Here is a 25,540-nt window from a genome sequence, read left to right as displayed (position 1 = left end):
CGCCGATTAAGTCAAGCCGGGCACATCGGCTTACTGGCTTGCTCCATGCGGTGTAGGACTTGTACTTGGCAACTTGCGATCAGTGACAGCACTTAGCGCGGTTGCCACCAGCAAAAATACACCGCTGGCCAGGAATGTGGCTTGATAGCCGAATCCGTCGTACAGCACTCCGCCCACAGTTGCACCCGCAGTGATGGCCAACTGAATCACTGCGACCATCAAGCCACCGCCGGCCTCCGCCTGGTGCGGCAATGCCTTGGCCAACCAGGTGAACCATCCCACGGGAGCACAGGTAGAGACCAGCCCCCAGATACCGAGCAAAACAGCGACAGGAACGACCCAACTACCGACCATGATCACGGCGAAAGCGATGGCAGTCATGATCAACGGTACTCCCAGAAGAACGCGGTTCAGGTATCGACCAACGAGCGTGCCAACTACCATCGTACCGACCAGCCCTGCGGCGCCGATTACCAGCAGCAGAAGCGAGAGCGTGGGCACATCCACATGCGTGACCGTTTCCAGGAAGGGCCGCAGATAGGTGAACAGTGTGAACTGCCCCATGAACAGGAATGCAACTGCCGCCATGCCGAGGGCGACCCTGGAGTCTGCCAGCAAACGCAGGGATCCGGTTGCTGAGGCGGCCTTGCGCTCGCTCGGCATCGCTGGCAGCGTGAAGGCTTGCCACATCAAAGCCAATGCGGCCAACGGCAGGACGCAAAAGAACGCCCCTCTCCAGCCAATCATGCCGCCCAGGTAGCTTCCGACCGGCGCCGCGATTGCCGTAGCCAACGCGGTACCGCCCTGCATTACGGCAATGGCCTTGGGAACGAGCCGTTCGGGTGCGATGCGCATCATCACCGCTGTGGACATCGACCAGTACCCACCGATCGCGATTCCTAGCACGGCACGCCCCACCATCAATGTCAGGTAATTCGGAGCGAATGCCACCATCCCCCCGGAAATCAGCATCAGCGCGGTTGTGGCCAACAGGACAGGCTTACGGTCGATCCCCTGGGTCATGGACGCCAGCATCAGGCTAGTTACGACGGCAAAGAAACCCGAGATGGAAATGGCCTGCCCAGCCTGGCCTTCAGTGAGTGACAAATCGGACGCTATCGGAGTGAGCAAGCTCACTGGCAGGAACTCCGAAGCCACCAGCGCGAAGGCACAGAGCGACATCGCCAGGACAGCGCTCCAGACCTGACGGCTTGTATGTTGAAGGTGTATTGCAGGGCTGCTCATAACGGATCTCGGTTTAACAATTTCAAAGACGCAGGTGCCCAGGCCCAGGGCAGAGGCTGGGCCTGGCGATGGCGTCAGTTACTTGAGGTGTTCGCCAAAGAAAGACGTCAGCTTGCCGAAGGGAATCAATGCGACGCGGTCATAGAGATCGACGTGGCCAGCGTCCGGTACGATCACCAGTTCCTTGGGTTCGCCGGCAAGGCGATACGCCTCTTCACTGAACTCACGGGAGTGTGCGCCCTCTCCCGCGATGAACAGCATTGGGCGTGGCGAGATCGTCTCGATGTCATTGAACGGGTAGAAGTTCATGAACCGGACATTACTGGTCAGCGTGGGATGCGTCGTCAGAAGCGGCGACAACCCTTTGGGGGTGAACTCCCCCCGTGGCGTGCGGTAGAAGTCGTAAAACTCGCGTTCGATGGCATTGGAGTGCTCGGTCAGCTTGTCGACCGTGCCACTGGTGTACAGGGTGTCACCGCCGGCAAACTCGACATCACGCTGAGCTGCTGCTTCAGCAATGGCTTTCTTGCGTTGCTCGACTGTTACCGCGTGCTTGAGGCCGTTGCGATTGGCGGCGCCCATGTCGTACATGCTGACCGTGGCAATGGCTTTCATTCGAGGATCAATCTTCGCCGCACTGATGGCAAAGCTGCCACTGCCGCAGATGCCCAACACGCCGATGCGGTTGCGATCAACGAAACCCTGAGCACCGAGATAGTCGACCGCCGCACTGAAGTCTTCGGCATAGATGTCCGGCGATACCAGGTTACGCGGACGCCCGTCACTTTCCCCCCAGAACGATAGATCGATTGCCAGGGTGACGAAGCCCTGCTCTGCCAGCTTCTGGGCGTAGAGATTCGCGCTTTGTTCCTTAACCGCGCCCATCGGATGGCCGACGATGATGGCGGGATGACGGGTATTGGGTTTCAGATTTTCAGGAACGAACAGGTTGCCGACCGTATTCATCTGAAACTGGTTTTTGAAGGACACCCGTTCGAGTGATACCAGGTCACTCTTATAGAAATTGTCGGCTCCATGGGACATATCGGCGGCTCCTGCAGTGAGTGAACTGGCCATCAAGGCAAACGCTACGAACAAAGACTTCATGCACTCATTCCTGTCTGCTCGAAATGGAAATGGTGCGAGGGGCATGCTCTGCTGAGCACACTGGCCACCTCGCCTATAGCCATCTTCGTCGCACAAACCGCTTCATCAGTAGAGCAAACGGGTAGTTTTATTGCCTAAATCTCCAGTTCGTACCGGCTGGGCATGGACAGATGACGCAACGCGCCCGTAATGTTTTTCACAAGATCATCGGAAGCTTCCCATGCCTGCCACCACACAACCGCGCCCCCCTGCGAACCCGCTGGCCACGCTGTGCGAGGTAATCGGCGCACACGCGCCCACAGCTGGCGACTTCACGACACACATCGCAGACCTCAGCGTCTACCGGCGTAACGCGCCGGCCCCACCGATTACCTGTATCGTCGAGCCGAGTATCGTGCTGGTGGTGCAGGGCGCAAAGGAAATGGTCATCGGTAGCGAGGTCTTCCCCTACGACACGAGCCGCTTTCTGGTCACCTCGCTGAACATCCCCGCTAACTCGGCGGTGACGATGGCCAGTGAGCAAGCCCCTTGCCTCGGCCTGGTGTTCAAGCTCGACCTGCGCACACTGGCGGAACTGATCGCACAAGATGGTCGTCTTGCGGTGAGTGGTCAGACCTTTCACACCAGCGCTGGGGTGGGTGAATTGAGCCCGAAGTTACTGGAGAGCTTCAGCCGCCTGATCGAGCTGCTCGAGGAGCCCGATGCGATACCTGTGCTCTGGCCACTCATTCAGCGGGAAATCCACTACCGTTTGCTGCTGAGTGACCAGGCCCCCCTCCTGCGCTACATCGCCTCCGTGGGCAGCAAGGGCCACCGAATCGCCAAGGCCATCGACTGGATGAAGCTGAACTACGCCGCGCCGCTGCGAGTGGACGAGCTGGCCTCCCAAGTGCAGATGGGACTCTCGACCTTCCACCAGCATTTCCGCCAGCTGACCGCTATGAGCCCGCTGCAATACCAGAAATGGCTGAGGTTGAACGAGGCGAAACGGTTGATGCTCAACGAGCATCTGGATGCCGCCACCGCTGCCTTCAAGGTCGGCTATGAAAGCCCCTCGCAGTTCAGCCGCGAGTACGGGCGCCAGTTCGGCACACCGCCAAAGCGCGATATCGCAGAACTGCGCCTGAGCGCGGAAAGATCAGCTGCCTCCACACCCAGCGTGCCCTGAGCCCAGCGCTCAGGAAACCGTCCAATTCGCGATGCAAGGATATGCAATGACAAGGAACATCCCCAGAAGGTCTTTACTGCTCACAGTCGAAAAACCCGCGCCCTCTCGATGGGCTAACCTGCGGTACCTTGTTTTAGCGTACGGATTGTCAGTGTTGGGTTTGGCGCACGCAAACACGGCCAGCGCAGCTGATCCTCTAACGGTAGGGATTGGCGAAGAGAATTTACAGCAGCGGATCCCCCGTATGCAGCTGGCAGTAGGCGAGCATCTTTATACGATCACGCTGGATGACACCGAAACGGCTCGTGCCTTCGCCTCGTTGGCACCACTGACGCTCACAATGGCCGACCTCAACAGCAACGAAAAGCATGCGGATCTCATGGTGTCACTTCCCGGGAACCCCAAAGCCCCTGGAATGATCACCGCTGGGGACCTCATGCTCTATGGATCGAAGACCCTGGTGGTCTTCTACAAGACGTTCCAGACACCCTACTCCTACACGCGAATCGGGAAGATTGAAAACCCCGATGGCTTGGTTCAGGTACTCGGGCACGGCAACGTAAAGATCGAGTTCTCCCGGCACTGAAGAGCCGGAGAACGTAATGCCCTCATGTAGGCACCGCCTCGCTCCGGAGCGCTTCCAGAACCACCTTGAAGGCAGCCGTTTGCTGCCGGCGTGTAGGGTAATAGAGGTGATAGCCGACGTCTTTCTGAACGGCCCGTTCAAAAAAGATTGAGGCCAGGCGCGACATTACATCAATGGCAGCGAGGCCCTGGCCCGCCGCCATTGATCAAATGCTCAATGAAATGGACCACAGCGTAAAAGACCCGCTCGTAGATCGCACAATAGTTCGATAATCGCACACCATCCGCTTCCCCCCTCTCTACTTGTGCCCGATCTTGCGGCACGCTTAGCACAGTCAGCAAACATTTCCCAAGCGCTGACTGGCCCCCATGTCAAAGGGCGCGCCAGGCAGGCCCACAACCCATACTCCAGGAACAACCAGGAGCTCGCTTTGATCAATAAAACGTATGAGTCCATCGCCAGCGCGGTGGAAGGCATCACCGACGGGTCGACCATCATGGTCGGTGGTTTTGGCACTGCCGGCATGCCGTCCGAGCTGATCGATGCTCTGATCGATACCGGTACCCGCGACCTGACCATCATCAGCAACAACGCCGGCAATGGAGAAATTGGCCTGGCCGCGCTGCTCAAAGCCGGCAGTGTGCGCAAGGTGGTCTGCTCCTTCCCGCGCCAGTCCGACTCCTACGTCTTCGACGAACTGTACCGGGCCGGCAAGATCGAGCTGGAAGTGGTACCGCAAGGCAACCTGGCCGAACGCATCCGCGCAGCGGGCTCGGGTATCGGTGCATTCTTCTCGCCGACCGGCTACGGCACTCTGTTGTCCGAAGGCAAGGAAACCCGTGAGATCGATGGCCGCCAGTACGTGCTGGAAATGCCGCTGCACGCCGACTTCGCGCTGATCAAGGCGTACAAGGGTGACCGCTGGGGCAACCTGATCTACCGCAAGGCCGCGCGTAACTTCGGCCCGATCATGGCCATGGCCGCCAAGACCGCCATCGCTCAGGTCGACCAGATCGTCGAACTCGGCGAACTGGACCCGGAACACATCATCACTCCGGGCATCTTCGTGCAGCGCGTGGTCGCCGTTACCGGCGCTGCTTCTTCGATCGCAAACGCTGTCTGAGGCCTGCCATGACCATTACCACAAAACTTTCCCGCACCCAGATGGCCCAGCGCGTGGCCGCGGACATCCAGGAAGGCGCATACGTGAACCTGGGCATCGGCGCGCCTACGTTGGTGGCCAATTTCCTGGGTGACAAGGAAGTGTTTCTGCACAGCGAAAACGGCTTGCTGGGCATGGGCCCGAGCCCGGCGCCGGGCGAGGAAGACGATGACCTGATCAACGCCGGCAAGCAGCACGTGACCCTGCTCACCGGTGGGGCTTTCTTCCACCACGCCGACTCCTTCTCGATGATGCGTGGCGGCCACCTGGACATCGCGGTACTGGGCGCCTTCCAGGTGTCGGTCAAGGGCGACCTGGCCAACTGGCACACCGGCGCCGAAGGTTCGATCCCGGCCGTAGGCGGCGCGATGGACCTGGCCACCGGCGCGCGCCAGGTGTTCGTGATGATGGACCACCTGACCAAGTCAGGCGAAAGCAAGATCGTGCCTGAGTGCACTTACCCGCTGACCGGCATCGGTTGCGTCAGCCGCATCTACACCGACCTGGCCGTGCTGGAAGTGACATCCGACGGCCTGAAAGTGGTAGAGATCTGCGCTGACATCGACTTCGACGAGTTGCAAAAGCTCAGTGGTGTGCCGCTGATCAAGTAAGCCACGCAAATTGTCTGCATCCGCCTGGCGGCGAAGGGGCCGAAAATGCCCACTGCCGCCAAAGCGGTTTCCTACTGCGCTATTCCAGCGACCCTTTCAACCGCTTCTAACCCTTGCCGGGCGTTGGTCTCGACACGCTTGGTGAGGCCGTCCTCAACCGCTGCCACGTCCAGTCACAACTGCTCGGAAATCTCGATAAGGTTGAGATCCGGGTCGCGCACGTACACGGAACGGATAGGGCCTGTCGCACCGGTTCGCTGAATCGGGCCCTCAATAATTGGCCAATCCTGACCTCCAAGCTGCGCGATAACTTCTTCGAGGCTGACACTGGCGATGAAGCACAAATCCAATGCACCCGGAACAGGCAGATGGGCTTTTGGCTCGAACTCATGCCCCCGCACATGAACATTGATCTTCTGATTGCCGTAGCAGAACGCCAAACGGCCTTGGCCGAAGGTCTCCAAGCGCATGCCCAGCACGCGGGTATAGAAGTCTTTACAAGCGTCGACATCGACAGTGGTCAGCACCAGGTGGTCCAGATGGTCAATCACTTCGCGATCTCCGATTCTGTTGGGGGTTTAGGGACGTGCAGGGCGTCCGCCGGCAACTTTTGAAGGCGCCGCCCTGTTTTAGTTGCCCCCGGAATGAACGTTTTACCCACTTGACCACTCCATGTACCGCATCATCATTGCCAGCCGACTCAAAAGCGCGATGAAGGATCCTGCGCGTGTTCCATGGAGAGGAAGATCATGAGTGTCACCCTGAAATGCCTCGAGTGCGATGGGCAAGATTTGGTAAAGCCGGGCAGGCTCCACAGAAAATCGATTGTCACCTGTCGGGAGTGCAATGCCATCGCTCAGTATGGTGACCTGTTGGAAGCAGCGGGTCGACGGTTGCTGGCCGAGCTTCAGCAGCAGCTGGCCGGGTTGAAGGCAGGCTGACCACCCTGCTCTCCCGTAACCCGCTCACAGGGCCTACTCGCCAGGATGTACTTCGACCCGGGTAATCTCAAGCGATCTGGCCTGCTGCAGAATCTCCGTCGGGGAGGCGTCTGCTGCAGGCATCACCAGGCTGTTCTCGCCATCCCCGTAATGCAACAGGATCAAGTGCAACGCTGCTTCATGAGGCGAAAGCCCGGGCTGCTTGAGCTCGAACCGGTGGTCACGCGGTTCGCCCTTGAACAGGTACGTCAGGTTGTAAGTGTGCATGCTGACCTCAATGATGCTGGATAGGTAATTATCCTGACCAATGGGTCAGCATATGGTTCGACTCATGTCGACCATCATCCTTCGTTTGTCAGAGCTGAAACCGCTTCATCATCCCGTTCAAGCCAATCGACAAGCTGGCCAGCTCCTGGCTAGCCGTGCTGATCTGGTCTGCGCCCTCGGAGGTCTGCACGGCAAGATCACGAATATTCAACAGGTTACGATCGACTTCTCGAGCCACTTGTGCCTGTTCTTCAGTGGCACTGGCCACCACCAGATTGCGCTCGTGGATCGTGGTCGCGCCATCGGTGATCTCATCCAGTGCCTGCCCGGCCAGCTCAGCCACCTGCAGGGTATGCCCCACCTGCTGGCTGTTGCTGTGCATCGACTCCACCACCCGCGCCGTGCCGCTGCGAATGGCGTTGATCATTTCCTCGATCTCCAGCGTCGAGCTCTGGGTACGCGCCGCCAGCGCGCGGACTTCATCAGCCACCACGGCAAAGCCGCGGCCCGCTTCACCCGCCCTCGCCGCCTCGATCGCTGCGTTGAGCGCCAGCAGGTTGGTCTGCCCGGCAATTGCACCGATCACATCGAGTACCTTGCCCACTTCCTGCGACTGCACCGACAGTGCTTCGATCTGCCGCGACGCCTCATGCACATCCTGGCTCATCTTGCCGATCGAACTGATCGCCTCACCCACCCGCTGACGACCGCGGCGCGCCGCGTCTTCGGACTGACGCGAGATTTCGGAGGTGCTGACGGTGTTGCGCGCCACCTCTTCCACCGCGACGCTCATCTGCGTGACGGCGGTGGCGGCTTGCTGGATCTCGTCGCTCTGGCGGTTGAGGTCGCGGGAGGTTTGCTGGGTAATCGCCGACATCTGCTCGCTGGCCGCGGCCAGCTGATGAGAAGAATCGCCGATCAGCCGCAGGGCATCCTTGAGGCTGGCCTGCATGGCCGCCAGGGCATGCATCAACTGGGTCGCCTCGTCGCGGCCAGTGGCATGCACGGTGTGGGAAAGGTCGCCCTCAGCAATGTTCTGTGCCACGCCTATGGCTTCACGCAGCGGGCTGACGATGCTGCGGGTCAGCAACCAGGCAAGGCCGATGGTCAGCACCAGCACCAGGCCGATCACAGCGAAGGTCAGGTAAAGCGCACGCTGGTACTCGGCGCGGGCATGGGCGGTGTGCTGTTCGGCGGTGTCGCTGCTGAACTTGACCAGGTTGTCGTACAGCTCACCTATCCGGTTGGAAATGTCCTGCATGGCGCCGCTGAGCATCGCCTGCATCTGCGGTACCTGGTTTTGCTCGGACAACCCCTTGTATTGATCGAGCAGCACACGGTACTGGTCGATCAACCGCTGCATCTCGGCAAAAGCCGGCTTGCCCGCCGCCGGCACTACCGCACCGTAGCCCTCGACACCTTTGTCGAGCAGGCCCTTGAGCACCTCCAGGCGCGCCAGGGTCGGCGTCAGCTGCGCGGGCTCGCGGGCAATGGCCATGCGCAGGGTGATGATGCGCAGGCCAAGCATGTGGCTGCGGACCTCACCCAGGTAGCGGGTGCCAACGTTGGTCACCTGCTCGGTGTACACCACGGCTTCGCGCATGCTGGAGATCTTGTTGATGGAAAACAGCCCGAGCACTACGACCAGGGCGGCGATCAGGCTGAAACTCAGGTAAGAGCGGGTAGCGATGTTGAGATGGCGCAGGCGCATGAGGACATATCCGGGTGGCAGTGGGATGTACTACCCATTACGTTCGGCATGCAGAGGACAATGTTGAGTGGTTGAAGGGAGTTAGCGCCCGATAATCGAACATTATCGGTTTTGCGGTGGCAGGCATCGAGCGCCGCACAGACGACGCTCGGTCTCCATTTCCTTAGAAAATAATGATATATGGAAGCTTTCTAAACTAATTTATTAGAAATGCGCCTTGACCAACGCGCTCACCGCATTCTGATCTGTCGGGAATCCGTGGCTATCCTCGATCCCGTACTTGTCCGACCAATAATCCCACTCCAGCCCCGCATAAAGGCGCTTCGGCGTGTGCCCGAGGGCCTTGCCCACGTCGTACTTGAACTGCGGATTGAAGTGGAAACTCTTGGCCACGTAATCCGACGTGCCCTTGCTGCCAACGTCATTCACATACCACTCCAGGTATCCGTCAAACAGGATGTCCGATCGCCCTAGCGGTATGGTCATTGCCCAGGTCGGGTTGATCTGCCATTGCCCCGATGCCTTGCCGGTAATCCCGTCAGGCTTGCGGTAATAGGTATTGAGCGAGAAGCGATCGAACCCCGGGATAGTCAAGTCCACGGCAGGCCCCAACAGGTATCTGCGAGTGCGCCCCTCGCCGCGCTCGTAGGTAGCGGCAATCAGTACGTCCTTGACGATGCCAAAACGCAGGTTCTGACCGCTGACCTTACCCAGCGACAACCGCGGGGAGAACTCACCGTAGTAGCTATGCCCGTCATTGCCCGACAAGCCGTTGGACCACTTGTTGTCGACGAACATAAACACATCCCCCCAGGTCCAGCCGCTGGCGTGTTCGAAGGTGACGGTCTGCTGGATGTCGTTGCCGGTGCCGTCGACTTTGTAGTTGTGGCCGTACAGGTAGCTCAGGCTGTTGTCGTACCACATCAGCGGACTGGCCTGCGCGCCGGCACTGGCCAGGGCGCAGAGGGGCAGGAAGCAGTAGCTTAGGCAGGCAAGAGGGTTGAGTTTCATGTGCATCCCTTGGGTCGAGGTCGGTGAGGTTCACCAGCAAGGGATTCAGCGGACAGACCTCTCCTCTGGCCACGGTACGAACCGTGGCGCCACCCTTGCCGGGTGTGCGGCGTGATGCCGCCAGAGCAATGTCCCATGCCATTTCTGGCACTGACCGCTTCTACTCGACTGTGCCCTAGCAGGGGGCGTGCCAACTGATCGAATACAGTCTAGATAGGTGATTGTGGCCAATTTAATGAATTAGTGAGCACCAGGCCGACTCAGCATTGCGCACTTTAATAGCGCCGTGCGCTCCTGCCTTGCACCTTCCCGGATCACTGTCCTGCCCTTGCAATGCCCGGCTGGGCTTGAACAGCCCGGCTTTGGCGGTTTGCGTACATTGGCACGCTTCTCGCTTCATCTGCCTTCGAGTAGAAGCGGTCAGTGCCAGAAATGGCATGGGGCATTGCTCTTGCGCCTTGGATTGGGCGTACATCCGAGCGGATGATTTGCGCGCGGCCTGACGGCCCTGGGCAAGTAGAGAAATGTCGGCCGTGGCTGCTGCATGCTGTGTGCACCCTCCTCTTGCTGCGTTCTCTCTCCGCTCGGTTTTCGCTGGCGTGTTCCCGAACACCTGGCGCATTTCGAATCGAGGTGGAGAACAATCATGAAAAACCGCTTTGCTTTGACTTACCCGCTTCGCTCGCTGCTTGGCGCAGCAGTGTTCAGCTGCGCCTCCCTGGCCATGGCCAACGACAAGGTCGTGTTGCTCACCTCCTGGTACGCCCAGGCAGAACAGGGCGGCTTTTACCAAGCTGTGGCCGATGGCTTGTATGAGAAAGAAGGCCTGGATGTGTCCATCCGCATGGGCGGCCCGCAGGTCAATGGCATGCAGTTGCTGGTCAGCAAGCAAGCCGACTTCATCGTCAACTACGACCTGCAGATCCTCAAGAGCGTGGAGCAAGGGCTGCCGGTGGTCGCGGTGGCTGCGCCATTTCAGGGCGACCCGCAGGGCTTGATGACGCACGCCGATGTCAATGGCCTGGACGGCCTGCAAAACAAGCAGGTGCTGGTGTCCACGTCCGGCCAGCAAACCTGGTGGCCCTGGCTCAAAGGCAAGTACCAGCTTCAGGACAGCCAGGCACGGCCGTACACCTTCAACCTGCAGCCCTTCCTCGCCGGCGCCGACACCACCCAGCAGGCCTACGCCAGTTCGGAACTGTTCCAGGCCATCAAGGCAGGCCAGAAACCCAACTTCTTCCTGTTCGCCGATGCAGGTTACCCGCCCTACGGCTCCACCGTGGTCACCCGCCAGGACGTCATCGACCAGCATCCCGAGCGCGTCGCCGGGTTTGTCCGCGCCTCGCTCGAGGGCTGGAAACGCTACCTGGCCAATCCCGCTGCGGGCAATGCGCTGATCAAGCGCGACAACCCCAACATGAGTGATGAGCTGCTGGCGTGGGGCGTCTCGACGCTCAAGCAATACCAGCTGGTCACAGGGGGCGACGCTGCCAGCCACGGCATCGGCACGATGAACGACGCCCGCTGGCAAGCCACCCGCGACTTCATGGTCCAGGCCGGCCTGCTCGGCGCCGCCGCCCCTTGGCAAAAGGCCTATACCACCCGCTTCGTGCAAGGCCTGAACGTGCAGCCCGACACTGTCCAGGCCGCCAGCCGCTGAGCCTTATAACAACACTTAATACCGTGAGGAAACTGGATCATGCTGGTCACCAAACAACCTGTATTGCGACGCTTCTGGTACGCCCTGCTGCCCATGGCAGCCCTGGACGACGGGCCAAAACCCTTCACCTTGCTCGGTGAAGCCCTGGTCCTTTGGAAGCGCCCCGATGGCACACCGGTAGCGATGCGCGACCGTTGCTGCCACCGCACCGCCAAACTGTCCAAGGGCTTCGTCAGCGAAGACGGCAATATCGCCTGCGGCTACCACGGCTGGGAATATGACTGCAGCGGCGCCTGCGTGAAGATCCCGCAGAACCCGACGGGGGCGATACCGCCGGGCGCGGCCGTCAAGGCCTACCATTGCCAGGAAAAGTATGGCTATGCCTGGGTCGCGCTGGACGATCCGCTGCAGCCGATCCCGGACTTCCCGGAAGACGGCGCCCCCGGCTACCGGCGCATCTTCCAGTTCTACGAAGAGTGGAAAACCAGCCCGCTGCGGGTGATGGAGAACTCTTTCGACAACTCGCATTTCTCCTTCGTGCACAAGGCCAACTTCGGCCTGTTCGACCAGCCGCAACCGGCCAGCTATGAGTTTCGCGAAACCGATTACGGCTTTGAAGCCGAAACCCGCGTGCCTATCCGCAACCCTGAAGAAAGCTTTGCCATTACCGGCACCCGCGCGCCGATCACCGAGCGTCACCTGGTCAATCGCTACTACCTGCCGTTCTCCCGACGCTTCGGCTGCATGTACCCGGACAGCGGCATCCACCACATCATCTACAACTGCGCCACACCGATCGATGACGGCCGGCTGATGCTGGTGCAGTGGCTCTATCGCAACGACAGCGAGGCTGACTGCCCGACCCAGGCGCTGATCGACTGGGACGCAGCGATCACCGCCGAAGACCGTGACATCCTCGAAGCCACCGACCCGGACGCCTGCGTCGATACCCGGCGGCGTGTCGAGCTGCACATGCCCTCGGACAAGCCAGGCCTGGTGATCCGCCGGCAACTGTTGGGCCTGCTCGAAGCCCATGGCGAAAGCGAAGTGTTCGCCAGCCACTGACCGCCTGTTCCGCGCCCTGGTGTGCCGGGGCATACGCAACCGCTCATGACCTTTGGGGAGAGCGCCATGTTGATGCAGACCCTGTCCGAAACCTGCGCCCAGCTGCAGGCACCACCCAACGCCAACGCCTTGGGTAGCGACACGCCACTGTTCGCCAACCAGGTCGAGAAGACCTACAGCAACGGCACTGTCGCCTTGCACCGCGTCAAGCTGGCGATCCAGCGCGGCGAGTTCGTGTCGTTGCTGGGCCCGTCCGGCTGCGGCAAAAGCACTTTGTTGAAAATGTTCGCCGGCCTCGAACAGCCCTCGGCCGGCCACGTGCGCTGGTGGGGCAAGGATGCCCCAGGCAGCGATCCACTGGCCAGCGGTGCTGGCCGCAGCCTGGCGATGGTGTTCCAGGAGGCGACCTTGATGCCCTGGGCCAGGGTGCAGGACAACGTGCGCCTGCCGCTGGACCTTGTGGGCATGCCCAAAGCCCACAGCCAGCCCAAGGTACAGGCTGCGCTGGAGCTGGTTGGCTTGGGCGCGTTCGGCCAGGCCTACCCGCGCGAGTTGTCTGGCGGCATGCAGATGCGCGCATCGATCGCCCGGGCGCTGGCCACCGAGCCCAACCTGCTGCTGATGGACGAGCCGTTCGGCGCCCTGGACGAGTTCACCCGCAACAAGCTCGACAGCGACCTGCGTCAGCTCTGGGCCCAGCGCGACCTGACCGTGGTATTCGTCACCCACAGCATCTTCGAGGCGGTGTACCTGTCGTCGCGGGTGGTGGTGATGGGCGCCCGGCCCGGGCGGGTGATCGCCGATGTGCCCATCGACGGCCCGCTGGAGCGGGACGAGGCCTACCGCACCTCCCCGGCCTTCATCGCGCAGTGCGCCCACCTGTCCCGGCTGCTGGCCCAGGCCAACGGCGAACCTGCTTGAGCGCCCAACTTCAGAGCACAACCTGAGAGCCCTGACATGAGTCGACCTTCTACCCCCTGGCTAAACAACCCCACGGTGCTGCGCATCGCTTCGCCGCTGCTGGTCGGCGCCGTGCTGCTGGGCCTCTGGCAGCTGGCCTGCATTGCCTGGCAAGTGCCGGTTTACCTGGTGCCATCACCGGCCGACATTGGCCGCACGCTTATCACAGACGGCCCGATGCTGCTCGGGGCGCTGTGGATGACCCTGAAGATCACCTTCCTCTCATTTGCCCTCGCAGTCGTCATCGGCACCTTGGCCGCATTCGTGTTCGTGCAGAGCCGGCTGGTGGAAGCCAGCCTGTTCCCCTACGCGATATTGCTGCAGGTGACGCCCGTGGTGGCGATTGCACCGCTGATCATCATCTGGTGCAGCGACACCACCCTGGCGCTGGTGATCTGTGCCACCCTGGTCGCAGTATTTCCGATCATCGCCAATACCGTGCTGGGCCTGCGCAGCGTCAACCCGGGGCTGCTCAACCTGTTCCGCCTCAATCGCGCAAGCCGCTGGCAGGTGCTGCTGCGCCTGCGTATTCCCAGTGCCTTGCCGTGCTTCTTCGCCGGCCTGCGGATCGCCAGTGGCCTGGCATTGATCGGCGCCGTGGTGGCCGAGTTCGTGGCCGGCACCGGTGGCACCGGCGCCGGGCTGGCGTACCAGATCCTGCAAGCGGGCTTTCAGCTCAACATTCCGCGGCTGTTCGCCGCCTTGGTGCTGATCGCCCTGACCGGCGTCGCATTGTTCAGCCTGATGGCCCTGCTGGCACGCTTGAGCCTGCGCCACTGGCACGAAAGTGAACTGGGTTAAGCCCTTGGAGCTCCTTATGAAGCATTCAGACAGCTGGCTGATCCGCAACGCCAGTGCCATCCTCACCGGCCTGCGCGGGGCAGCCGCCCGCCATGCCGGGCCGGACATCCGTATCAGCCACGGGCGCATCGCTGCCCTCGGTGCCCTGCAACCGCTGGCGGGTGAGCAGGTGCTCGATGCCACCGACTGCGTGGTCTACCCAGGCTGGGTGAATACCCACCATCATCTGTTCCAGTCGCTGCTCAAGGGGATCCCGGCGGGCATCGATCAAAGCCTTGGGGCGTGGTTGGGCGCGGTACCCTATCGCTACCGTGGCCTGTTCGATGAGCACAGTTTCCGCCTGGCCGCGCGTATCGGCCTGGTAGAGCTTGCCCGCTCCGGTTGCAGCACGGTCGCCGACCACCATTACCTGTACCTGCCAGGCATGGCCTTCGACAGCGCGCAGATTCTGTTCGAGGAGGCAGAACGGCTGGGCCTGCGCTTCGTGCTGTGCCGGGGCGGCGCAACCCAGGTGCGCCAAGCCGAAGGCGCCGCCAGTGCCGGCCCAGAAACCCTCGAACAGTACCTTGATGACGTTGGGCGGCTGGTGCGCAGTTACCACGACCCAGCCCCCGACGCCTGGCGCCGGGTGGTGATGGCGCCCACCAGCCCGCCTTACTCGATGCCGCCAGAGCACCTGCGCGAAACCGCCCGCGCCGCACGCAAGCTGGGCATCCGCCTGCACAGCCACCTGAGCGAAACGGTGGAGTACCAGAACGAGGTGCAACGCCGCTACAACCTGTCACCCGTGACGTTCTGCGCGGAGCACGAGTGGCTCGGCGCAGACGTGTGGTTCGCCCATCTGGTCAAGCTCAGCCCCGAGGAAATCCGGCTACTGGGCGCTACCGGTACCGGCATTGCCCACTGCCCGCAGAGCAACGGGCGCTTGGGCAGCGGTATTGCCGATATCCTGGCCATGGAAGCGGCAGGCATGCCGATTTCGATCGGTGTGGACGGCGCTGCCTCCAACGAAGCCTGCGACATGATCAGCGAAACCCACGCCGCCTGGCTGATGCAGCGGGCCAAGGCTGGCGAGCGGGCTTTGCCCGCCTATGCAGGCGGCGAGCTGGAAGGCGGCGCCCATGCCGCCAGCGTGGAAGACGTGGTGCGTTGGGGAACCGCCGGTGGCGCGCAGGTGCTGGGGCTGAACGCGCTTGGCACGCTGGAGGTTGGCATGGCAGCGGACCTGGCAGTTTACCGCCTGGACCAGCCCCGCTACTTCGGCTTGCACGACCCGGGAATTGCGCCCGTCGTGGGCGGTGGCCGGCCGACCTTGTGCGCCTTGTTGGTAGGTGGGCGCCTGAGCGTGGACAACGACACGATCCCCGGCCTGGACCTCGCCGAACTGGGTAGCCAAGCCCGTGAGGCCGTGCTGCGCCTGCAGCGGGCTGCGGGGGTGCGCGCATGAGCTGGACCTCGTTGCAGGTACGCGCCTTGCGCCTGGAAGCTGACGACGTGCTGGGTGTCGAACTCGGCACTCCGGGCGGCGCACCGCTGCCGCTGAGCTGGGCGGCCGGCGCCCATGTCGACCTGCGCCTGGGCAACGGCCTGGTCCGCCAATACTCCGTGGTCAGCCTGCCCGAAGAGGGCCATCTGTACCTGGGCATCAAGCGTGAGCCTGCCTCGCGCGGCGGTTCACAGTGGTTGCACGAGCACCTGCGTCTGGGCGCACGGATCGAGGTCGGCACCCCGCGCAACCTGTTTGCCCTGCAACCGGGGGCGGGCCCAGTGACATTGCTGGCGGCCGGGATCGGCATCACGCCCCTGCTGCCGATGTACCGCCAATGCCTGGCGCAAGGGCGCGCGGTGCGCCTGCTGTATTTCACCAAGGACGCGCGACAGCTGCCGCTGATCCAGCGCCAGAACCTGCCGATCGAAGTGTTCAGCGGCTTGCGCGCCGCGCAGGTCAAGCAAGCCTTGAGCGGGCTTTTGCCCGTTTGGCAGCCCCAAGCCAGCCTGTATTGCTGTGGGCCCGCAGGGTTCATGGACAGTGTGGAGCAGGCCGCTTTCGCCCATGGCTGGCCAGCGTCGGCCTTGTACCGCGAGCACTTCAAGCCTGCCGAACCTGCAGCCCAGGCCGACTCCAGCTGCACACTGGTGTTGCAGCGCAGCGGGCGTGAGGTCCAGGTGCAAGCCGGCGAAAGCCTGCTGCAGGCCGCTGCGCGGGTCGGGGTGGACCTGCCCATCTCGTGCGGGATGGGCATTTGCGGTGCGTGCATGTGCCGGGTTATCGAGGGCGAGCCAGAGCACCGTGACGAGTGCCTGACAGAAGTTCAACGCAGCAGCGGCGAATGGATCACGCCGTGCGTCTCGGCGTCGCGCAGTGCGCGCCTGGTGCTGGACGCCTGAAAGCAGGCACGCTCTAAGGGCATCGAAGCACGCCTTGAATCGCTGAAACCACCTGCAGCGTAGCGTCTTCGATCGTCCCTTCATTGCGGCACAACAGCCAGCCGTTCTCTGCGACGGCTCGCTCGAAGGCCTGGGTACAGGCCACATGCTCTTCGAACCTGTGCATCACCGTGCTGCTCAACCCGCGCGTGCGTGCCGTCGCCCTCGCCCATGAAATATCCGGGGCGGTGACGACCCCCACACTCAGGTCGGGTACACGCACATTACTGGCGATGTTCAGGCGCAAGATCTCAGGGAACGGGATCAGCCGGCGAAACGCGGCTTCCGACGGGTACCAGCGGTCGATCAGGATGATGCTGCCCGGCGGTTGTCTGGGCAGCACCTGCTGGGATATCCAGGCACGGCTCTGGGCAAAGCGCTCACAAACCGCCAGCTCAAGGTCCGGGCTGGGGCTTCTGACGAACTGGTTGACCAGGGCCATGGTTTGCGCCCTGAAGGGATCGCTCTTGCGCTCACAAATACGGATGACTTTCAGGCCGTCAGCACGCAGTGCCTGGGTAACAGCCTCCAACAGTGTGGTTTTGCCGGTGCCCTTGGGCCCGTCCATGGAAACGAAAAGCGAACGGCTCATGCTGCAAACAACGATCGGGAGGCGGGTTTTGCACGGTACATCCTGGATCCTTCATGAAAGACATCGATGAACAGTCTACAGCGTGCAGGCCCCTCACATCAGGCAATAGAACTCGCTGACCTGCGCCACGACCTGCCCCTGGGCATTGTACAGCCGCGCCTCAGGCGTCAACGCCATGGACCGCGCCTCGAGCACATAACGCTGGCCTGCTTCGAAATCCGCATAATGGATGGTCAGGTAGCATTGGCGTACGGTGGTGCCCCCCATCATGCTCATGCCCCCACCGCCGTTCGCTTCATAGTCGAACCTGACCATCAGCTCATGGCTGCCGGGGCTCACCTGAAAAAAGCGGCCGTCGCGCAGGCGCTGGTTATCCAGGCGCTCAGCCATCAGCACCCTGTCATTGGGGAAGGGCATCGAAAAATCGACCCAGGCCATCTGCGGGCTGGCCGCTGGCATGGGTGCCTGACAACCAGCACTTGCAGTGATGATGAGCAGCAATGGCAGCCTGCGCATGATAAATGCCTCGAAATTGGCTCAACGCCCCTGCGCCAAGCCCGACATTCGCACGGGCAAGCCCAAGGCCTGTACTGCCATCGTCTGACGGTGTCAGTGCAAGCCTGTAGGTTGCAGGCAGCGGGTTATTTGGCCTTGGCCTTCATCTGCATATAGTACTGATGGACGTCGGATGCCCAGCTGTCCAGCACTTTCTTGGCATCCGAGGCCTGCATGACCTGGCTGCTGTTGTCCAGTTGCTGCCCAGCCCCCTTGCGCACCCCTTGAGCGATGACCTTGTTGGTCTGCGCGTCAATGAACGCCACCTCCGTGGCAATGGTCGTATCCTGGTCGCGAATACCGGTAGCGGCGCTGACCCCCGCCGCCACGAGGGCGATCGGAATCACTTCGTAAGGCCGCAAACCCTTGGTCTTGCTGCTTACCCCGGTGATGGCCGGCCGGACGACAATGGTCCCCGGACCAGGTGAAGTGGCCAGCGGCAATGATTTGCCCAGTTCACGTTTAAGCGCCGTGTCGTAGTAGTTGGTGATGCCTTGCAGCGTACTCTGTGGGATTTTTTCGGTCGGTTGCGGCTTGGGGTACAGCTGGCTAGGTTCCACATAGAACGAGGTGTACTTGTTGATATCAAGCTGGGGATCGATCCAGCGCATCACCGGTGCGCCTGTAGGTGATTCCGCTTCCTTCAAGCGACTGTAGTCCTTGAGAAAACCGGAATATTCATCCGGCTGGGTCAAGTTGCTGGAACACCCCACAAGCGTAAGCGAAGCGATACACAGCGTACTTGCCAAAAACGCTAATCTCATTCTCTAAACTCCTGTATCGCCGCGCGAGCGCAAGCTGTGACAGACATGAAAATGTAACGTGGCAGTGGCCACTTCCTACCACTGATGCAGTGCAATCTAGCAAGGGTAGTTATAGACCTAGCTGAATGAACTGGCCGACAGATTTACCGATTGTTCGCTGGGCATTTGCCTAATAGCGGAGCGCTTCTATATTCACAAAGGCCTGACTTCCAGTTGACCAGAGCGTCATGATGCCCCCACCAGAGCAATTGATCATCTGCGAGCACTGCGACTGTGTGTATGAGAAAGCGTTGCTCGCCAAGCATCAGAAGACCTTATGTTCACGCTGTGGCGGTGTGCTGCAGCGGCACAACGGCCTGACAGTGGAGCAACGCCTGGCGCTCACGCTCACGGCGGCAGTGCTTTGGCTGTTCGCCAACTTCTACCCAGTGATGAGCATCAGCCTGAAGGGGCTGAAGAACAGCGCCACGTTGTGGGATTCGGTATTGGCACTGAGCCAGGGGCCGATCACCTTCATGGCGATGGTCGCAGCCATCTCGATCATCATCGCCCCGGCTTTCCAACTGCTTTTGCTCATCTGGGTCCTGGGTTACGCCCTCACCGCCCGCCGCTCACCGGCCTTCAAACTGTGCATGCGCTGGCTGGAAACGCTGCGCCCATGGAGCATGCTCGAAGTATGCCTGCTGGGCGCGATGGTGGCCGTGTTCAAGCTCGCCGGCATGCTTGATGTGCTACCGGGTATCGGCCTGCTAGCACTGGCCGCACTGAGCCTGCTGATGATCCGCATTGCCGGGCGTGACATTCGCGACCTGTGGGACGTGCCATGAACCGGCCGCCAACCGCTACCGAGCTCAACCTGTGCCTTTGCCACAGTTGCGGGCTGGCCTGCGACATGCGCGACGAACCGCATCAGTGCCCACGCTGCGATGCCCCGTTGCATCGGCGCAAGACCAACTCCCTGGGCCGCACCTGGGCCTACCTGTTTGCTGCGCTGGCCTTCTACATACCGGCCAACGTGCTGCCGGTGATGAACACCACAATGCTTGGCAGCGGCGCCGACAGCACCATCATGAGTGGTGTAATCGAGTTCTGGGGGCACGGCGCGTGGGACATCGCGCTGATCATCTTCATCGCCAGCATCGCCGTGCCAGGTGTGAAGTTCATGGCATTGACGATGCTGTTGATTACAGTCCAGCGTGGCAGCACCTGGGCGCAACAGCAGCGCTCGAAGCTCTTCCGCTTCGTTGAACTGATCGGCTATTGGTCGATGCTCGATGTGCTGGTAGTCGCTCTGGTTGCGGCGCTGGTGAAGTTCCAAGCCTTGGGCGACATCGAGCCGCGCCCAGGCATTCTGTTCTTTGGCCTGGTGGTGGTGTTCACCATGCTTTCAGCGATGAGTTTCGACCCCCGCCTGATCTGGGACACGCCACCTGACAAGGAGCTCATGGATGAACCCATCCAGCAATGACAGCCCATCCGTTCCAGGCCCGGCCCCCGTCATGACCCGGCGTTTGAGCTTCTCTTTGGTGTGGGTTGTGCCAATCGTGGCGGTTCTGGTCGGCCTCTCGCTGGTGGTGCATAACCTCATGCAGGAAGGGCCGACCATCACCCTTACCTTCAAGACTGGCGCAGGGCTTGCGGCCAACAAGACCGAAGTACGCTACCGCAACGTTGTGATTGGCCAGGTTACCGAGGTGGCCCTGAGCAGTGACCAGAAGAACGTCAATGCTACCGTCAAGCTCGATAAAGAGGCTGAGGGCTTCACCCGTGAGGACTCCAAGTTCTGGGTGGTCCGCCCACGCATCGGTGCAGGTGGCGTGTCGGGCATAGACACCTTGCTCTCAGGCGACTATATCGGTGCCGATATCGGCCAGTCGAACAGCCGTGTAAAGCACTTTACCGGCCTTGAAAATCCCCCGCCCATCACCTACGGCGAGCCCGGCAAGCATTTCACCCTGCACACACAGGACCTGGGCTCGCTGGACATCGGCTCCCCGGTGTATTTCCGCAAGATCCCGGTCGGCCAGGTGGTCGCCTACGCCCTGGACAAGGATGGCAAAGGGGTTGATGTAGAGGTCTTCGTCCACGCGCCCAACGATGCCTTCGTGACTGCCAACACCCGCTTCTGGAACGCAAGTGGCATTGACGTAGAGGTCGGCGCCAATGGCTTCGCGCTCAAGACCGAATCGCTGTCTTCCATTCTGGTCGGCGGCATCGCCTTCCGTGCACCGGACTTCAACCCCAACGACACCGTCGCCAGCGAAGACCAGCGCTTCGAGCTGTTCGCCGACCAGAACAGTGCGCTGGCACCGCCTGCCGGCAAGGCGCAGTACCTGGCACTGCGTTTCGACCAGGCGATGCGCGGCCTGAAAGTGGATGCGCCTGTGGAGTTTCTGGGCGTGGAGATTGGCCGTGTCGTGTCGGTCAACCTGGACTTCGATGAGAAACAGCGCAGTTTCCCGGTCAATGTCGGCATCGTGATCTACCCCCAGCGCCTGGGCCGGGCGCACGAGAAGATGCTCAAGGCCCTGCAGCACGATCCCAATGACGAAGCGTCCGCGGCCAAACTGATGGGGACGTTCATCGACAACGGTCTGCGAGCCCAGGCACGCAGTGGCAACCTGCTAACGGGCCAGCTGTACATTGCCCTGGACTTCTTCCCCAAAGCTGAGAAAGTGGCGTTCGACCCGACTGCCCGACCAGTGATGATCCCTACCGTTCCAGGCAGCCTGGAGCTGCTGCAGGAGCAGTTGCAGACCATGGTCGACAAGGTCAACCGGCTGCCACTGGAACGTATCGCCAGCAACCTGGACGCCAACCTGGTCGAGCTGCGCAAGAGCCTGACACAGTTCAATGGCAAGACATTGCCGGGGGTACAGAGCACCTTGGCCGAAGTCAGCACTACCCTCAAATCGGCCAACTCGACCCTGGCAGAAGATTCGCCGCAACGGGAGCAACTGACGCAAACCCTCGACGAGCTCGGCCGCATGTCGCGCTCGCTGCGCGAACTTGCCGACTACCTGGGCCGTAACCCCGAGTCGCTGATCCGTGGCCGCCCCGACAACGCCGCGCCAATGGACCTGCAAGGGCCGCCACGCAAATGACCACAGGAGAGTTGAGCATGACCCCGTTGCCAAGGATTACCCTGCTGATCGCGCTGATGGCATTGGGCGCCTGCCGCAGTGACCCTATCCAGTTCCATACCCTGACGCCGGCACAGCCGGCACCCTCCTTTCACACGGCCCCGGACGAGATCCTCATCGAAGGTGTCAACGTACCGCCGCAGGTTGACCGGCCCCAACTGGTCATCCGTCAAGGCGACAGCAGCCTGGCCATTCTGGAAACCCAATGGTGGGGCGCTACCCTGGTGGATGAGTTGCGCAGCGCCCTGGTCGACCAGCTGAGCAATACACGTCCTGCGCGAAAGCTGTCACTGCGGGTGGATGTGCAACGCTTTGATTCGGTGCCCGGGCAGTATGCCCTGCTGGACGCACGATGGCGCTTGCGAGCACGAGACGCCAATACCCAGCTGAGCTGCCGCAGCACCCTGCAGACGGCGGCCGGCAGCAGCATTGATGACGTGGTGATCGCCCAGCAAGCCAACGTCAAGCGCCTGGTGGCACTGATCAGCCAGGCTGCTTCGTCGACGAACAGCACTTGCCCTGTCGAGCGCTGATCAGCGGCCTTGCAATAGCATCGTCCAACAGTTATCGGCTTGAGTGTCTAAGCAGCGCATTGACGTTCAGGGTCAGCGCTTCAAGTGAAAACGGTTTGGTAAGCACTGCCGTATGCGCTTCCATCGGGGCCTCGTCCAGGACGTGCGGCTGCGCATACCCGGTCATGAACAACACCGGCAACCCAGGCCTACAAAGGCGCGCCGTCTTCGTCATCTGCCGGCCGTCAATCCCACCTGGCAGGCCTATATCCGTCACCAACAGATCGATGCGGGTATCCGAGCGCAGCAGTTGCAGGCCCGCCAGGCTGTCAGCAGCTTCAATCACCACGTAACCACAGCTGCCCAGGGTTTCGCTTACAAACATCCGTACCGAGGGCTCATCGTCGACCACCAATACCGTCGCACCGGAAAGCGCAGGTGGTGCCTTGACCGGAGTGCGCAAAGGCTCATCTCGGTCAACTCGGGCGGCTTGGCTGGGCAACTGAAGGTATACGCGGGTGCCTGCGCCCTCCTGCGATTCTATCTTCACCTGCCCCCCTGACTGTTTGGCGAACCCGTAGATCATCGACAAGCCCAGCCCGGTGCCTGCGCCAACCGGCTTTGTCGTGAAAAAGGGCTCGAATACGCGGCTAAGTGTTTCGGCATTCATCCCGATGCCATTGTCAGCCACGCAAACCGTCAAATACGTTCCGGGGGGCAGCTCCGGATCCAGGCCCGGCCCTGGCTGCAGCGCCTGGTTGAACGTACTGACAGATATCTCAGCGCCGCCGGCGTCACGGCTATTGATACATAAATTGAGCAGCGCATTTTCGACCTGCGCCGGATCGACCAAGCACGTGCTGGCCTTCGCATCGAGCTGCACCCGCAGGTTGATCGAAGGGCCGACCGTCCGACGAATCAGCTCTTCCATGTCGCTGATCAAGGTGTTCACGTCAGTATGCTCAGGCAGCAACGTCTGGCGACGAGAGAAGGCCAGCAACCTGTGCGTGAGCGAGGCAGCGCGCTGCGCCGCCCCCTGCGCCACCGACAAGTACCGCTCCACGTCCGCGACATGCCCCTGCTTCAGGCGCAGCCTGATCAAGTCCAGGCTGCCGGTGATACCCGCCAGCAGGTTGTTGAAGTCGTGGGCAATCCCCCCGGTCAGCTGGCCGACCGCTTCCATTTTCTGTGACTGACGAAGCGCCGCCTGAGCCGCTTCACGCTCGGCAACGGCTTGCTCAATGCGAGCTTCCAGCGTGCGGTTAAGCTCAAGCAACTTGGATTCCGCAGTTTTGCGGGCCGTTACATCGATGGAGGACCCGATCAGCCCCATGACTTCTCCGGTGTCGCTCAACAGCGGGGCCTTGATGGAAAGCCAGTAAGTCGCCGAGCCATCGGGCATGTCGACCCGCTCCTCGATCTGCTCGGCCACACCACCGTGCATGATGCGCTGATCTGTTTCCATCACCTGGCGAGCCTGGGCTTTGTCCTCCAGGAACTCGATATCGGTCTTTCCCAGGTAGAACTCCGGCGGCTTGCCGATCAGTCGCGTGGCACCATGATTGGCCACCAGCATGCGTCCTGCCAGGTCCTTGGCATAGACAACCCCTGGCACTGCTGCCGTGAATGTTCGCAGCAGGGCCGACATCCTGTCGCGCTCAGCCTCTGCCGAGCGGCGCGATTCGATATCCATGAGTATGCCAGGGAACCGCACAGCCACACCTTGCGGGTCGAGCTGTGCACGGCCATTGGCCTCGACCCATCGATAGTCGCCATCATCGTGTCTAACCCGGTATTCGCACCTGAATGCACCACCGCGGCCCATCACTTGCTGGATGTCGGCCCAGACACGCTCACGATCGTGCGGGTGTATCGAGGCAAACGCTTCTTCAATCGGGATGCCTGCCATGCACCTGTCGGCGGGCAGCCCGAAGGATCGGGAGAAGCGTTCATCGGCTGTGACCTGATTATTGGGGATATCCCATAACCAGGTGCCGATGATCGCGCCAGCATCGAGCGCCAGCTGCAATCGCTCTGCAGTATTGGTTGGAAACGCATGTTCCTGGCTCTGCGCTGCAGATGCGCCAGTAGGGCTGTGAATGCCAGGACTTTCGCGATCCATAACCTGTCTCTTAATGGCAACTGTCGGCCATGGTCGCATAACTGCGCCAAGCGCCGGAAGGCTCACCATGCTTAGGCTCAAGATTAAGCTGCGATTAAGTCTGGCACCTTAACCTGTCCCCAGCAAAGGCGCTTTCCCCCGCCTTTTTGGGCTTACAAGGAGTTCTGCCATGACCCATGCACTGGATATGAAATGGAAATGCCTGGCCAGGACGGTGACATACGTCGGCTGGTCGCTGCTCTGGTTATTGCTGTGGGACGTGGTCGTTACCCTTGATGCCATGCTGGTCACAGGCTACGGCTTTGAGCTTCCCCTGATGCCCCTGACGCTCTTGTGCTCCGCGCTGGTGGTGCTCATCAGCTTTCGCAACTCCAGTGCGTACAATCGCTGGTGGGAGGCCAGGACACTGTGGGGGTCGATGGTCAATAGCTCCCGCAGCCTGGGCCGGCAAGTGCTTACGCTCATCGACGATACCCATGGCCTCAACCCGGTCAAAGCCCAACTCATGCGGCGGCATGTGGCTTACCTGCATGCTTTGCGCATGCACCTGGGCGGCGACAAGAACCCTGAAGCGCTGGCCTCGTTGCTTACTGAAAGTGAGCGGGCCCGCCTGGCGGGAACCAGCAATTTGCCCAACGACATTCTTAGCGGTTCGGCAGAACTGATCACGCGCGAGTTCAGCGAAGGCCGGCTGGACAGCATCAGGCTGGCGCGCATCGAGTCGACGCTGGTAGACCTTTCAAACTGGCAAGGTGGCATGGAGCGTATCGCCAATACACCGCTGCCCTACCCTTATGTGTATTTCCCAAGGCTGTTTGGCACGCTGTTCTGCATCATCATGCCGCTGAGCCTCGTCCCCTCCCTGGGCTGGTTCACACCGGTGGTGTCGACGGTCGTGGGCTGCATGCTGCTGGCCATGGAGCGCATCGGCACGGACCTTCAGGCGCCTTTCGGCAACAGCCAGCACCGCATCCGCACCGAAGACTTTTGCCGCAATATCGAAAGCAACCTCAAGTCGATGTTCAACTCGCCAGAACGAGGGGTGCTGTCGGTATGCGGTGAGCTTACGCCAGCGCTCAAGAGGCTTTGACCGCGCTGATCGAAACATGCAGGCATCGCCGGATTTTCAC

Annotated in this window: 26 protein-coding genes; 16 read left to right on the top strand and 10 right to left on the bottom strand. The window is 61.2% G+C overall.

Annotated elements, in window-relative coordinates:
• Positions 1–30: 30 nt before the first annotated feature.
• Together JET17_RS13205 and JET17_RS13200 are read right to left on the bottom strand one after the other, a co-directional pair.
• Complete coding sequence (locus tag JET17_RS13205) at positions 31–1,245, bottom strand: MFS transporter (RefSeq protein WP_012314455.1); 1,215 nt, start codon at positions 1,243–1,245, stop codon at positions 31–33.
• A gap of 78 nt (positions 1,246–1,323) precedes the next feature.
• Complete coding sequence (locus JET17_RS13200; RefSeq protein ID WP_042111469.1) at positions 1,324–2,352, bottom strand: alpha/beta hydrolase; 1,029 nt, start codon at positions 2,350–2,352, stop codon at positions 1,324–1,326.
• A 220-nt stretch (positions 2,353–2,572) separates the two neighbouring features.
• Between JET17_RS13200 and JET17_RS13195 the strand changes: the two genes are divergently transcribed.
• From JET17_RS13195 to JET17_RS13180, 4 genes are all read left to right on the top strand, one after another.
• A complete protein-coding gene (locus JET17_RS13195) occupies positions 2,573–3,520 on the top strand; it encodes an AraC family transcriptional regulator (protein ID WP_012314453.1) in 948 nt (315 codons plus the stop codon).
• A gap of 244 nt (positions 3,521–3,764) precedes the next feature.
• On the top strand, positions 3,765–4,106 hold the full coding sequence (locus JET17_RS13190; RefSeq protein WP_012314452.1) for a cyclophilin-like fold protein: 342 nt from the start codon (positions 3,765–3,767) through the stop codon (positions 4,104–4,106).
• Between the two features lie 430 nt (positions 4,107–4,536).
• Positions 4,537–5,229: a 3-oxoacid CoA-transferase subunit A gene (locus tag JET17_RS13185; RefSeq protein WP_012314451.1), complete on the top strand. Its 693-nt coding sequence runs from the start codon at positions 4,537–4,539 to the stop codon at positions 5,227–5,229.
• Between the two features lie 8 nt (positions 5,230–5,237).
• Positions 5,238–5,879 carry a 3-oxoacid CoA-transferase subunit B gene (locus JET17_RS13180; protein WP_012314450.1) on the top strand — a complete coding sequence of 214 codons (642 nt, stop codon included), beginning with the start codon at positions 5,238–5,240 and terminating at the stop codon, positions 5,877–5,879.
• 173 nt (positions 5,880–6,052) lie between these two features.
• Here JET17_RS13180 and JET17_RS13175 read toward each other — a convergent pair whose 3' ends face one another.
• A complete protein-coding gene (locus tag JET17_RS13175; protein WP_012314449.1) occupies positions 6,053–6,430 on the bottom strand; it encodes a VOC family protein in 378 nt (125 codons plus the stop codon).
• A gap of 198 nt (positions 6,431–6,628) precedes the next feature.
• Between JET17_RS13175 and JET17_RS13170 the strand changes: the two genes are divergently transcribed.
• A complete protein-coding gene (locus JET17_RS13170; protein ID WP_039601543.1) occupies positions 6,629–6,820 on the top strand; it encodes a hypothetical protein in 192 nt (63 codons plus the stop codon).
• A 33-nt stretch (positions 6,821–6,853) separates the two neighbouring features.
• Here the strand turns inward: JET17_RS13170 and JET17_RS13165 are convergent, their stop codons facing one another.
• The 3 genes from JET17_RS13165 to JET17_RS13155 all read right to left on the bottom strand — a co-directional run bounded on the left by JET17_RS13165 (position 6,854) and on the right by JET17_RS13155 (position 9,809).
• Complete coding sequence (locus JET17_RS13165; RefSeq protein WP_012314448.1) at positions 6,854–7,087, bottom strand: hypothetical protein; 234 nt, start codon at positions 7,085–7,087, stop codon at positions 6,854–6,856.
• Positions 7,088–7,175: 88 nt separating this feature from the next.
• The gene (locus JET17_RS13160) at positions 7,176–8,798 is read right to left on the bottom strand and encodes a methyl-accepting chemotaxis protein (RefSeq protein WP_012314447.1); all 1,623 of its coding nucleotides are present in this window, start codon (positions 8,796–8,798) and stop codon (positions 7,176–7,178) included.
• Between the two features lie 204 nt (positions 8,799–9,002).
• Entirely contained in the window at positions 9,003–9,809 is an 807-nt protein-coding gene (locus JET17_RS13155) for an outer membrane protein OmpK (RefSeq protein WP_012314446.1), read from the bottom strand.
• Between the two features lie 646 nt (positions 9,810–10,455).
• Here JET17_RS13155 and JET17_RS13150 point away from each other — a divergent pair.
• The 6 genes from JET17_RS13150 (at position 10,456) to JET17_RS13125 (ending at position 16,683) form a co-directional block, all read left to right on the top strand.
• Positions 10,456–11,469: an ABC transporter substrate-binding protein gene (locus JET17_RS13150; RefSeq protein ID WP_012314445.1), complete on the top strand. Its 1,014-nt coding sequence runs from the start codon at positions 10,456–10,458 to the stop codon at positions 11,467–11,469.
• A 39-nt stretch (positions 11,470–11,508) separates the two neighbouring features.
• Positions 11,509–12,534, top strand: a complete 1,026-nt coding sequence (locus tag JET17_RS13145) for an aromatic ring-hydroxylating oxygenase subunit alpha (RefSeq protein ID WP_012314444.1) — start codon at positions 11,509–11,511, stop codon at positions 12,532–12,534.
• A gap of 66 nt (positions 12,535–12,600) precedes the next feature.
• Positions 12,601–13,455 (top strand): ABC transporter ATP-binding protein, encoded by an 855-nt coding sequence (locus tag JET17_RS13140; protein WP_012314443.1) that lies wholly within the window; start codon positions 12,601–12,603, stop codon positions 13,453–13,455.
• A 111-nt stretch (positions 13,456–13,566) separates the two neighbouring features.
• Entirely contained in the window at positions 13,567–14,295 is a 729-nt protein-coding gene (locus JET17_RS13135) for an ABC transporter permease (RefSeq protein ID WP_190273336.1), read from the top strand.
• Between the two features lie 16 nt (positions 14,296–14,311).
• Positions 14,312–15,742: an amidohydrolase family protein gene (locus JET17_RS13130; protein WP_012314441.1), complete on the top strand. Its 1,431-nt coding sequence runs from the start codon at positions 14,312–14,314 to the stop codon at positions 15,740–15,742.
• On the top strand, positions 15,739–16,683 hold the full coding sequence (locus JET17_RS13125) for a PDR/VanB family oxidoreductase (protein WP_012314440.1): 945 nt from the start codon (positions 15,739–15,741) through the stop codon (positions 16,681–16,683). Before JET17_RS13130 ends, JET17_RS13125 begins: the two co-directional genes overlap by 4 nt.
• A gap of 13 nt (positions 16,684–16,696) precedes the next feature.
• On the opposite strand, the gene JET17_RS13120 is transcribed toward JET17_RS13125, so the two are convergent.
• The 3 genes from JET17_RS13120 to JET17_RS13110 all read right to left on the bottom strand — a co-directional run bounded on the left by JET17_RS13120 (position 16,697) and on the right by JET17_RS13110 (position 18,633).
• Entirely contained in the window at positions 16,697–17,314 is a 618-nt protein-coding gene (locus JET17_RS13120; protein WP_012314439.1) for a dTMP kinase, read from the bottom strand.
• A 93-nt stretch (positions 17,315–17,407) separates the two neighbouring features.
• Positions 17,408–17,830, bottom strand: coding sequence for a hypothetical protein (locus JET17_RS13115; protein ID WP_012314438.1), 423 nt, complete (start codon positions 17,828–17,830; stop codon positions 17,408–17,410).
• Between the two features lie 125 nt (positions 17,831–17,955).
• Positions 17,956–18,633 (bottom strand): DUF3313 domain-containing protein, encoded by a 678-nt coding sequence (locus tag JET17_RS13110; RefSeq protein ID WP_012314437.1) that lies wholly within the window; start codon positions 18,631–18,633, stop codon positions 17,956–17,958.
• 230 nt (positions 18,634–18,863) lie between these two features.
• Here JET17_RS13110 and JET17_RS13105 point away from each other — a divergent pair, with 230 nt between their 5' ends.
• From JET17_RS13105 to JET17_RS13090, 4 genes are read left to right on the top strand one after another with little or no spacing between them, the layout of a single operon-like run.
• Complete coding sequence (locus tag JET17_RS13105) at positions 18,864–19,460, top strand: paraquat-inducible protein A (RefSeq protein ID WP_042111461.1); 597 nt, start codon at positions 18,864–18,866, stop codon at positions 19,458–19,460.
• The gene (locus JET17_RS13100; protein WP_012314435.1) at positions 19,457–20,101 is read left to right on the top strand and encodes a paraquat-inducible protein A; all 645 of its coding nucleotides are present in this window, start codon (positions 19,457–19,459) and stop codon (positions 20,099–20,101) included. The genes JET17_RS13105 and JET17_RS13100 overlap by 4 nt, the downstream gene beginning before the upstream one ends.
• Positions 20,082–21,737 carry an intermembrane transport protein PqiB gene (locus tag JET17_RS13095; protein WP_012314434.1) on the top strand — a complete coding sequence of 552 codons (1,656 nt, stop codon included), beginning with the start codon at positions 20,082–20,084 and terminating at the stop codon, positions 21,735–21,737. The genes JET17_RS13100 and JET17_RS13095 overlap by 20 nt, the downstream gene beginning before the upstream one ends.
• A gap of 17 nt (positions 21,738–21,754) precedes the next feature.
• A complete protein-coding gene (locus JET17_RS13090; RefSeq protein WP_042111459.1) occupies positions 21,755–22,309 on the top strand; it encodes a PqiC family protein in 555 nt (184 codons plus the stop codon).
• Positions 22,310–22,340: 31 nt separating this feature from the next.
• Here the strand turns inward: JET17_RS13090 and JET17_RS13085 are convergent, their stop codons facing one another.
• Complete coding sequence (locus JET17_RS13085; RefSeq protein WP_012314432.1) at positions 22,341–24,410, bottom strand: hybrid sensor histidine kinase/response regulator; 2,070 nt, start codon at positions 24,408–24,410, stop codon at positions 22,341–22,343.
• Between the two features lie 169 nt (positions 24,411–24,579).
• Here JET17_RS13085 and JET17_RS13080 point away from each other — a divergent pair, with 169 nt between their 5' ends.
• Entirely contained in the window at positions 24,580–25,500 is a 921-nt protein-coding gene (locus JET17_RS13080; protein ID WP_012314431.1) for a bestrophin family protein, read from the top strand.
• Positions 25,501–25,540: the final 40 nt, after the last annotated feature.

Source organism: Pseudomonas putida, assembly GCF_016406145.1.
GTDB lineage: Bacteria > Pseudomonadota > Gammaproteobacteria > Pseudomonadales > Pseudomonadaceae > Aquipseudomonas > Aquipseudomonas putida_E.
The sequence above is the reverse complement of the archived record's forward strand: the minus strand, read 5'-3'. Positions and strand labels throughout refer to the sequence as shown.

Coding starts and splice junctions, on each gene's coding strand:
- JET17_RS13115 (WP_012314438.1), bottom strand. CDS start 17,830: ATGCGCAGGCTGCCATTGCTGCTCATCATCACTGCAAGTGCTGGTTGT.
- JET17_RS13160 (WP_012314447.1), bottom strand. CDS start 8,798: ATGCGCCTGCGCCATCTCAACATCGCTACCCGCTCTTACCTGAGTTTC.
- JET17_RS13180 (WP_012314450.1), top strand. CDS start 5,238: ATGACCATTACCACAAAACTTTCCCGCACCCAGATGGCCCAGCGCGTG.
- JET17_RS13190 (WP_012314452.1), top strand. CDS start 3,765: ATGCAGCTGGCAGTAGGCGAGCATCTTTATACGATCACGCTGGATGAC.
- JET17_RS13155 (WP_012314446.1), bottom strand. CDS start 9,809: ATGAAACTCAACCCTCTTGCCTGCCTAAGCTACTGCTTCCTGCCCCTC.
- JET17_RS13165 (WP_012314448.1), bottom strand. CDS start 7,087: ATGCACACTTACAACCTGACGTACCTGTTCAAGGGCGAACCGCGTGAC.
- JET17_RS13145 (WP_012314444.1), top strand. CDS start 11,509: ATGCTGGTCACCAAACAACCTGTATTGCGACGCTTCTGGTACGCCCTG.
- JET17_RS13150 (WP_012314445.1), top strand. CDS start 10,456: ATGAAAAACCGCTTTGCTTTGACTTACCCGCTTCGCTCGCTGCTTGGC.
- JET17_RS13170 (WP_039601543.1), top strand. CDS start 6,629: ATGAGTGTCACCCTGAAATGCCTCGAGTGCGATGGGCAAGATTTGGTA.
- JET17_RS13205 (WP_012314455.1), bottom strand. CDS start 1,245: ATGAGCAGCCCTGCAATACACCTTCAACATACAAGCCGTCAGGTCTGG.
- JET17_RS13200 (WP_042111469.1), bottom strand. CDS start 2,352: ATGAAGTCTTTGTTCGTAGCGTTTGCCTTGATGGCCAGTTCACTCACT.
- JET17_RS13110 (WP_012314437.1), bottom strand. CDS start 18,633: ATGAGATTAGCGTTTTTGGCAAGTACGCTGTGTATCGCTTCGCTTACG.
- JET17_RS13085 (WP_012314432.1), bottom strand. CDS start 24,410: ATGGATCGCGAAAGTCCTGGCATTCACAGCCCTACTGGCGCATCTGCA.
- JET17_RS13095 (WP_012314434.1), top strand. CDS start 20,082: ATGAACCCATCCAGCAATGACAGCCCATCCGTTCCAGGCCCGGCCCCC.
- JET17_RS13120 (WP_012314439.1), bottom strand. CDS start 17,314: ATGAGCCGTTCGCTTTTCGTTTCCATGGACGGGCCCAAGGGCACCGGC.
- JET17_RS13105 (WP_042111461.1), top strand. CDS start 18,864: ATGCCCCCACCAGAGCAATTGATCATCTGCGAGCACTGCGACTGTGTG.
- JET17_RS13080 (WP_012314431.1), top strand. CDS start 24,580: ATGACCCATGCACTGGATATGAAATGGAAATGCCTGGCCAGGACGGTG.
- JET17_RS13140 (WP_012314443.1), top strand. CDS start 12,601: ATGTTGATGCAGACCCTGTCCGAAACCTGCGCCCAGCTGCAGGCACCA.
- JET17_RS13100 (WP_012314435.1), top strand. CDS start 19,457: ATGAACCGGCCGCCAACCGCTACCGAGCTCAACCTGTGCCTTTGCCAC.
- JET17_RS13125 (WP_012314440.1), top strand. CDS start 15,739: ATGAGCTGGACCTCGTTGCAGGTACGCGCCTTGCGCCTGGAAGCTGAC.
- JET17_RS13130 (WP_012314441.1), top strand. CDS start 14,312: ATGAAGCATTCAGACAGCTGGCTGATCCGCAACGCCAGTGCCATCCTC.
- JET17_RS13195 (WP_012314453.1), top strand. CDS start 2,573: ATGCCTGCCACCACACAACCGCGCCCCCCTGCGAACCCGCTGGCCACG.
- JET17_RS13090 (WP_042111459.1), top strand. CDS start 21,755: ATGACCCCGTTGCCAAGGATTACCCTGCTGATCGCGCTGATGGCATTG.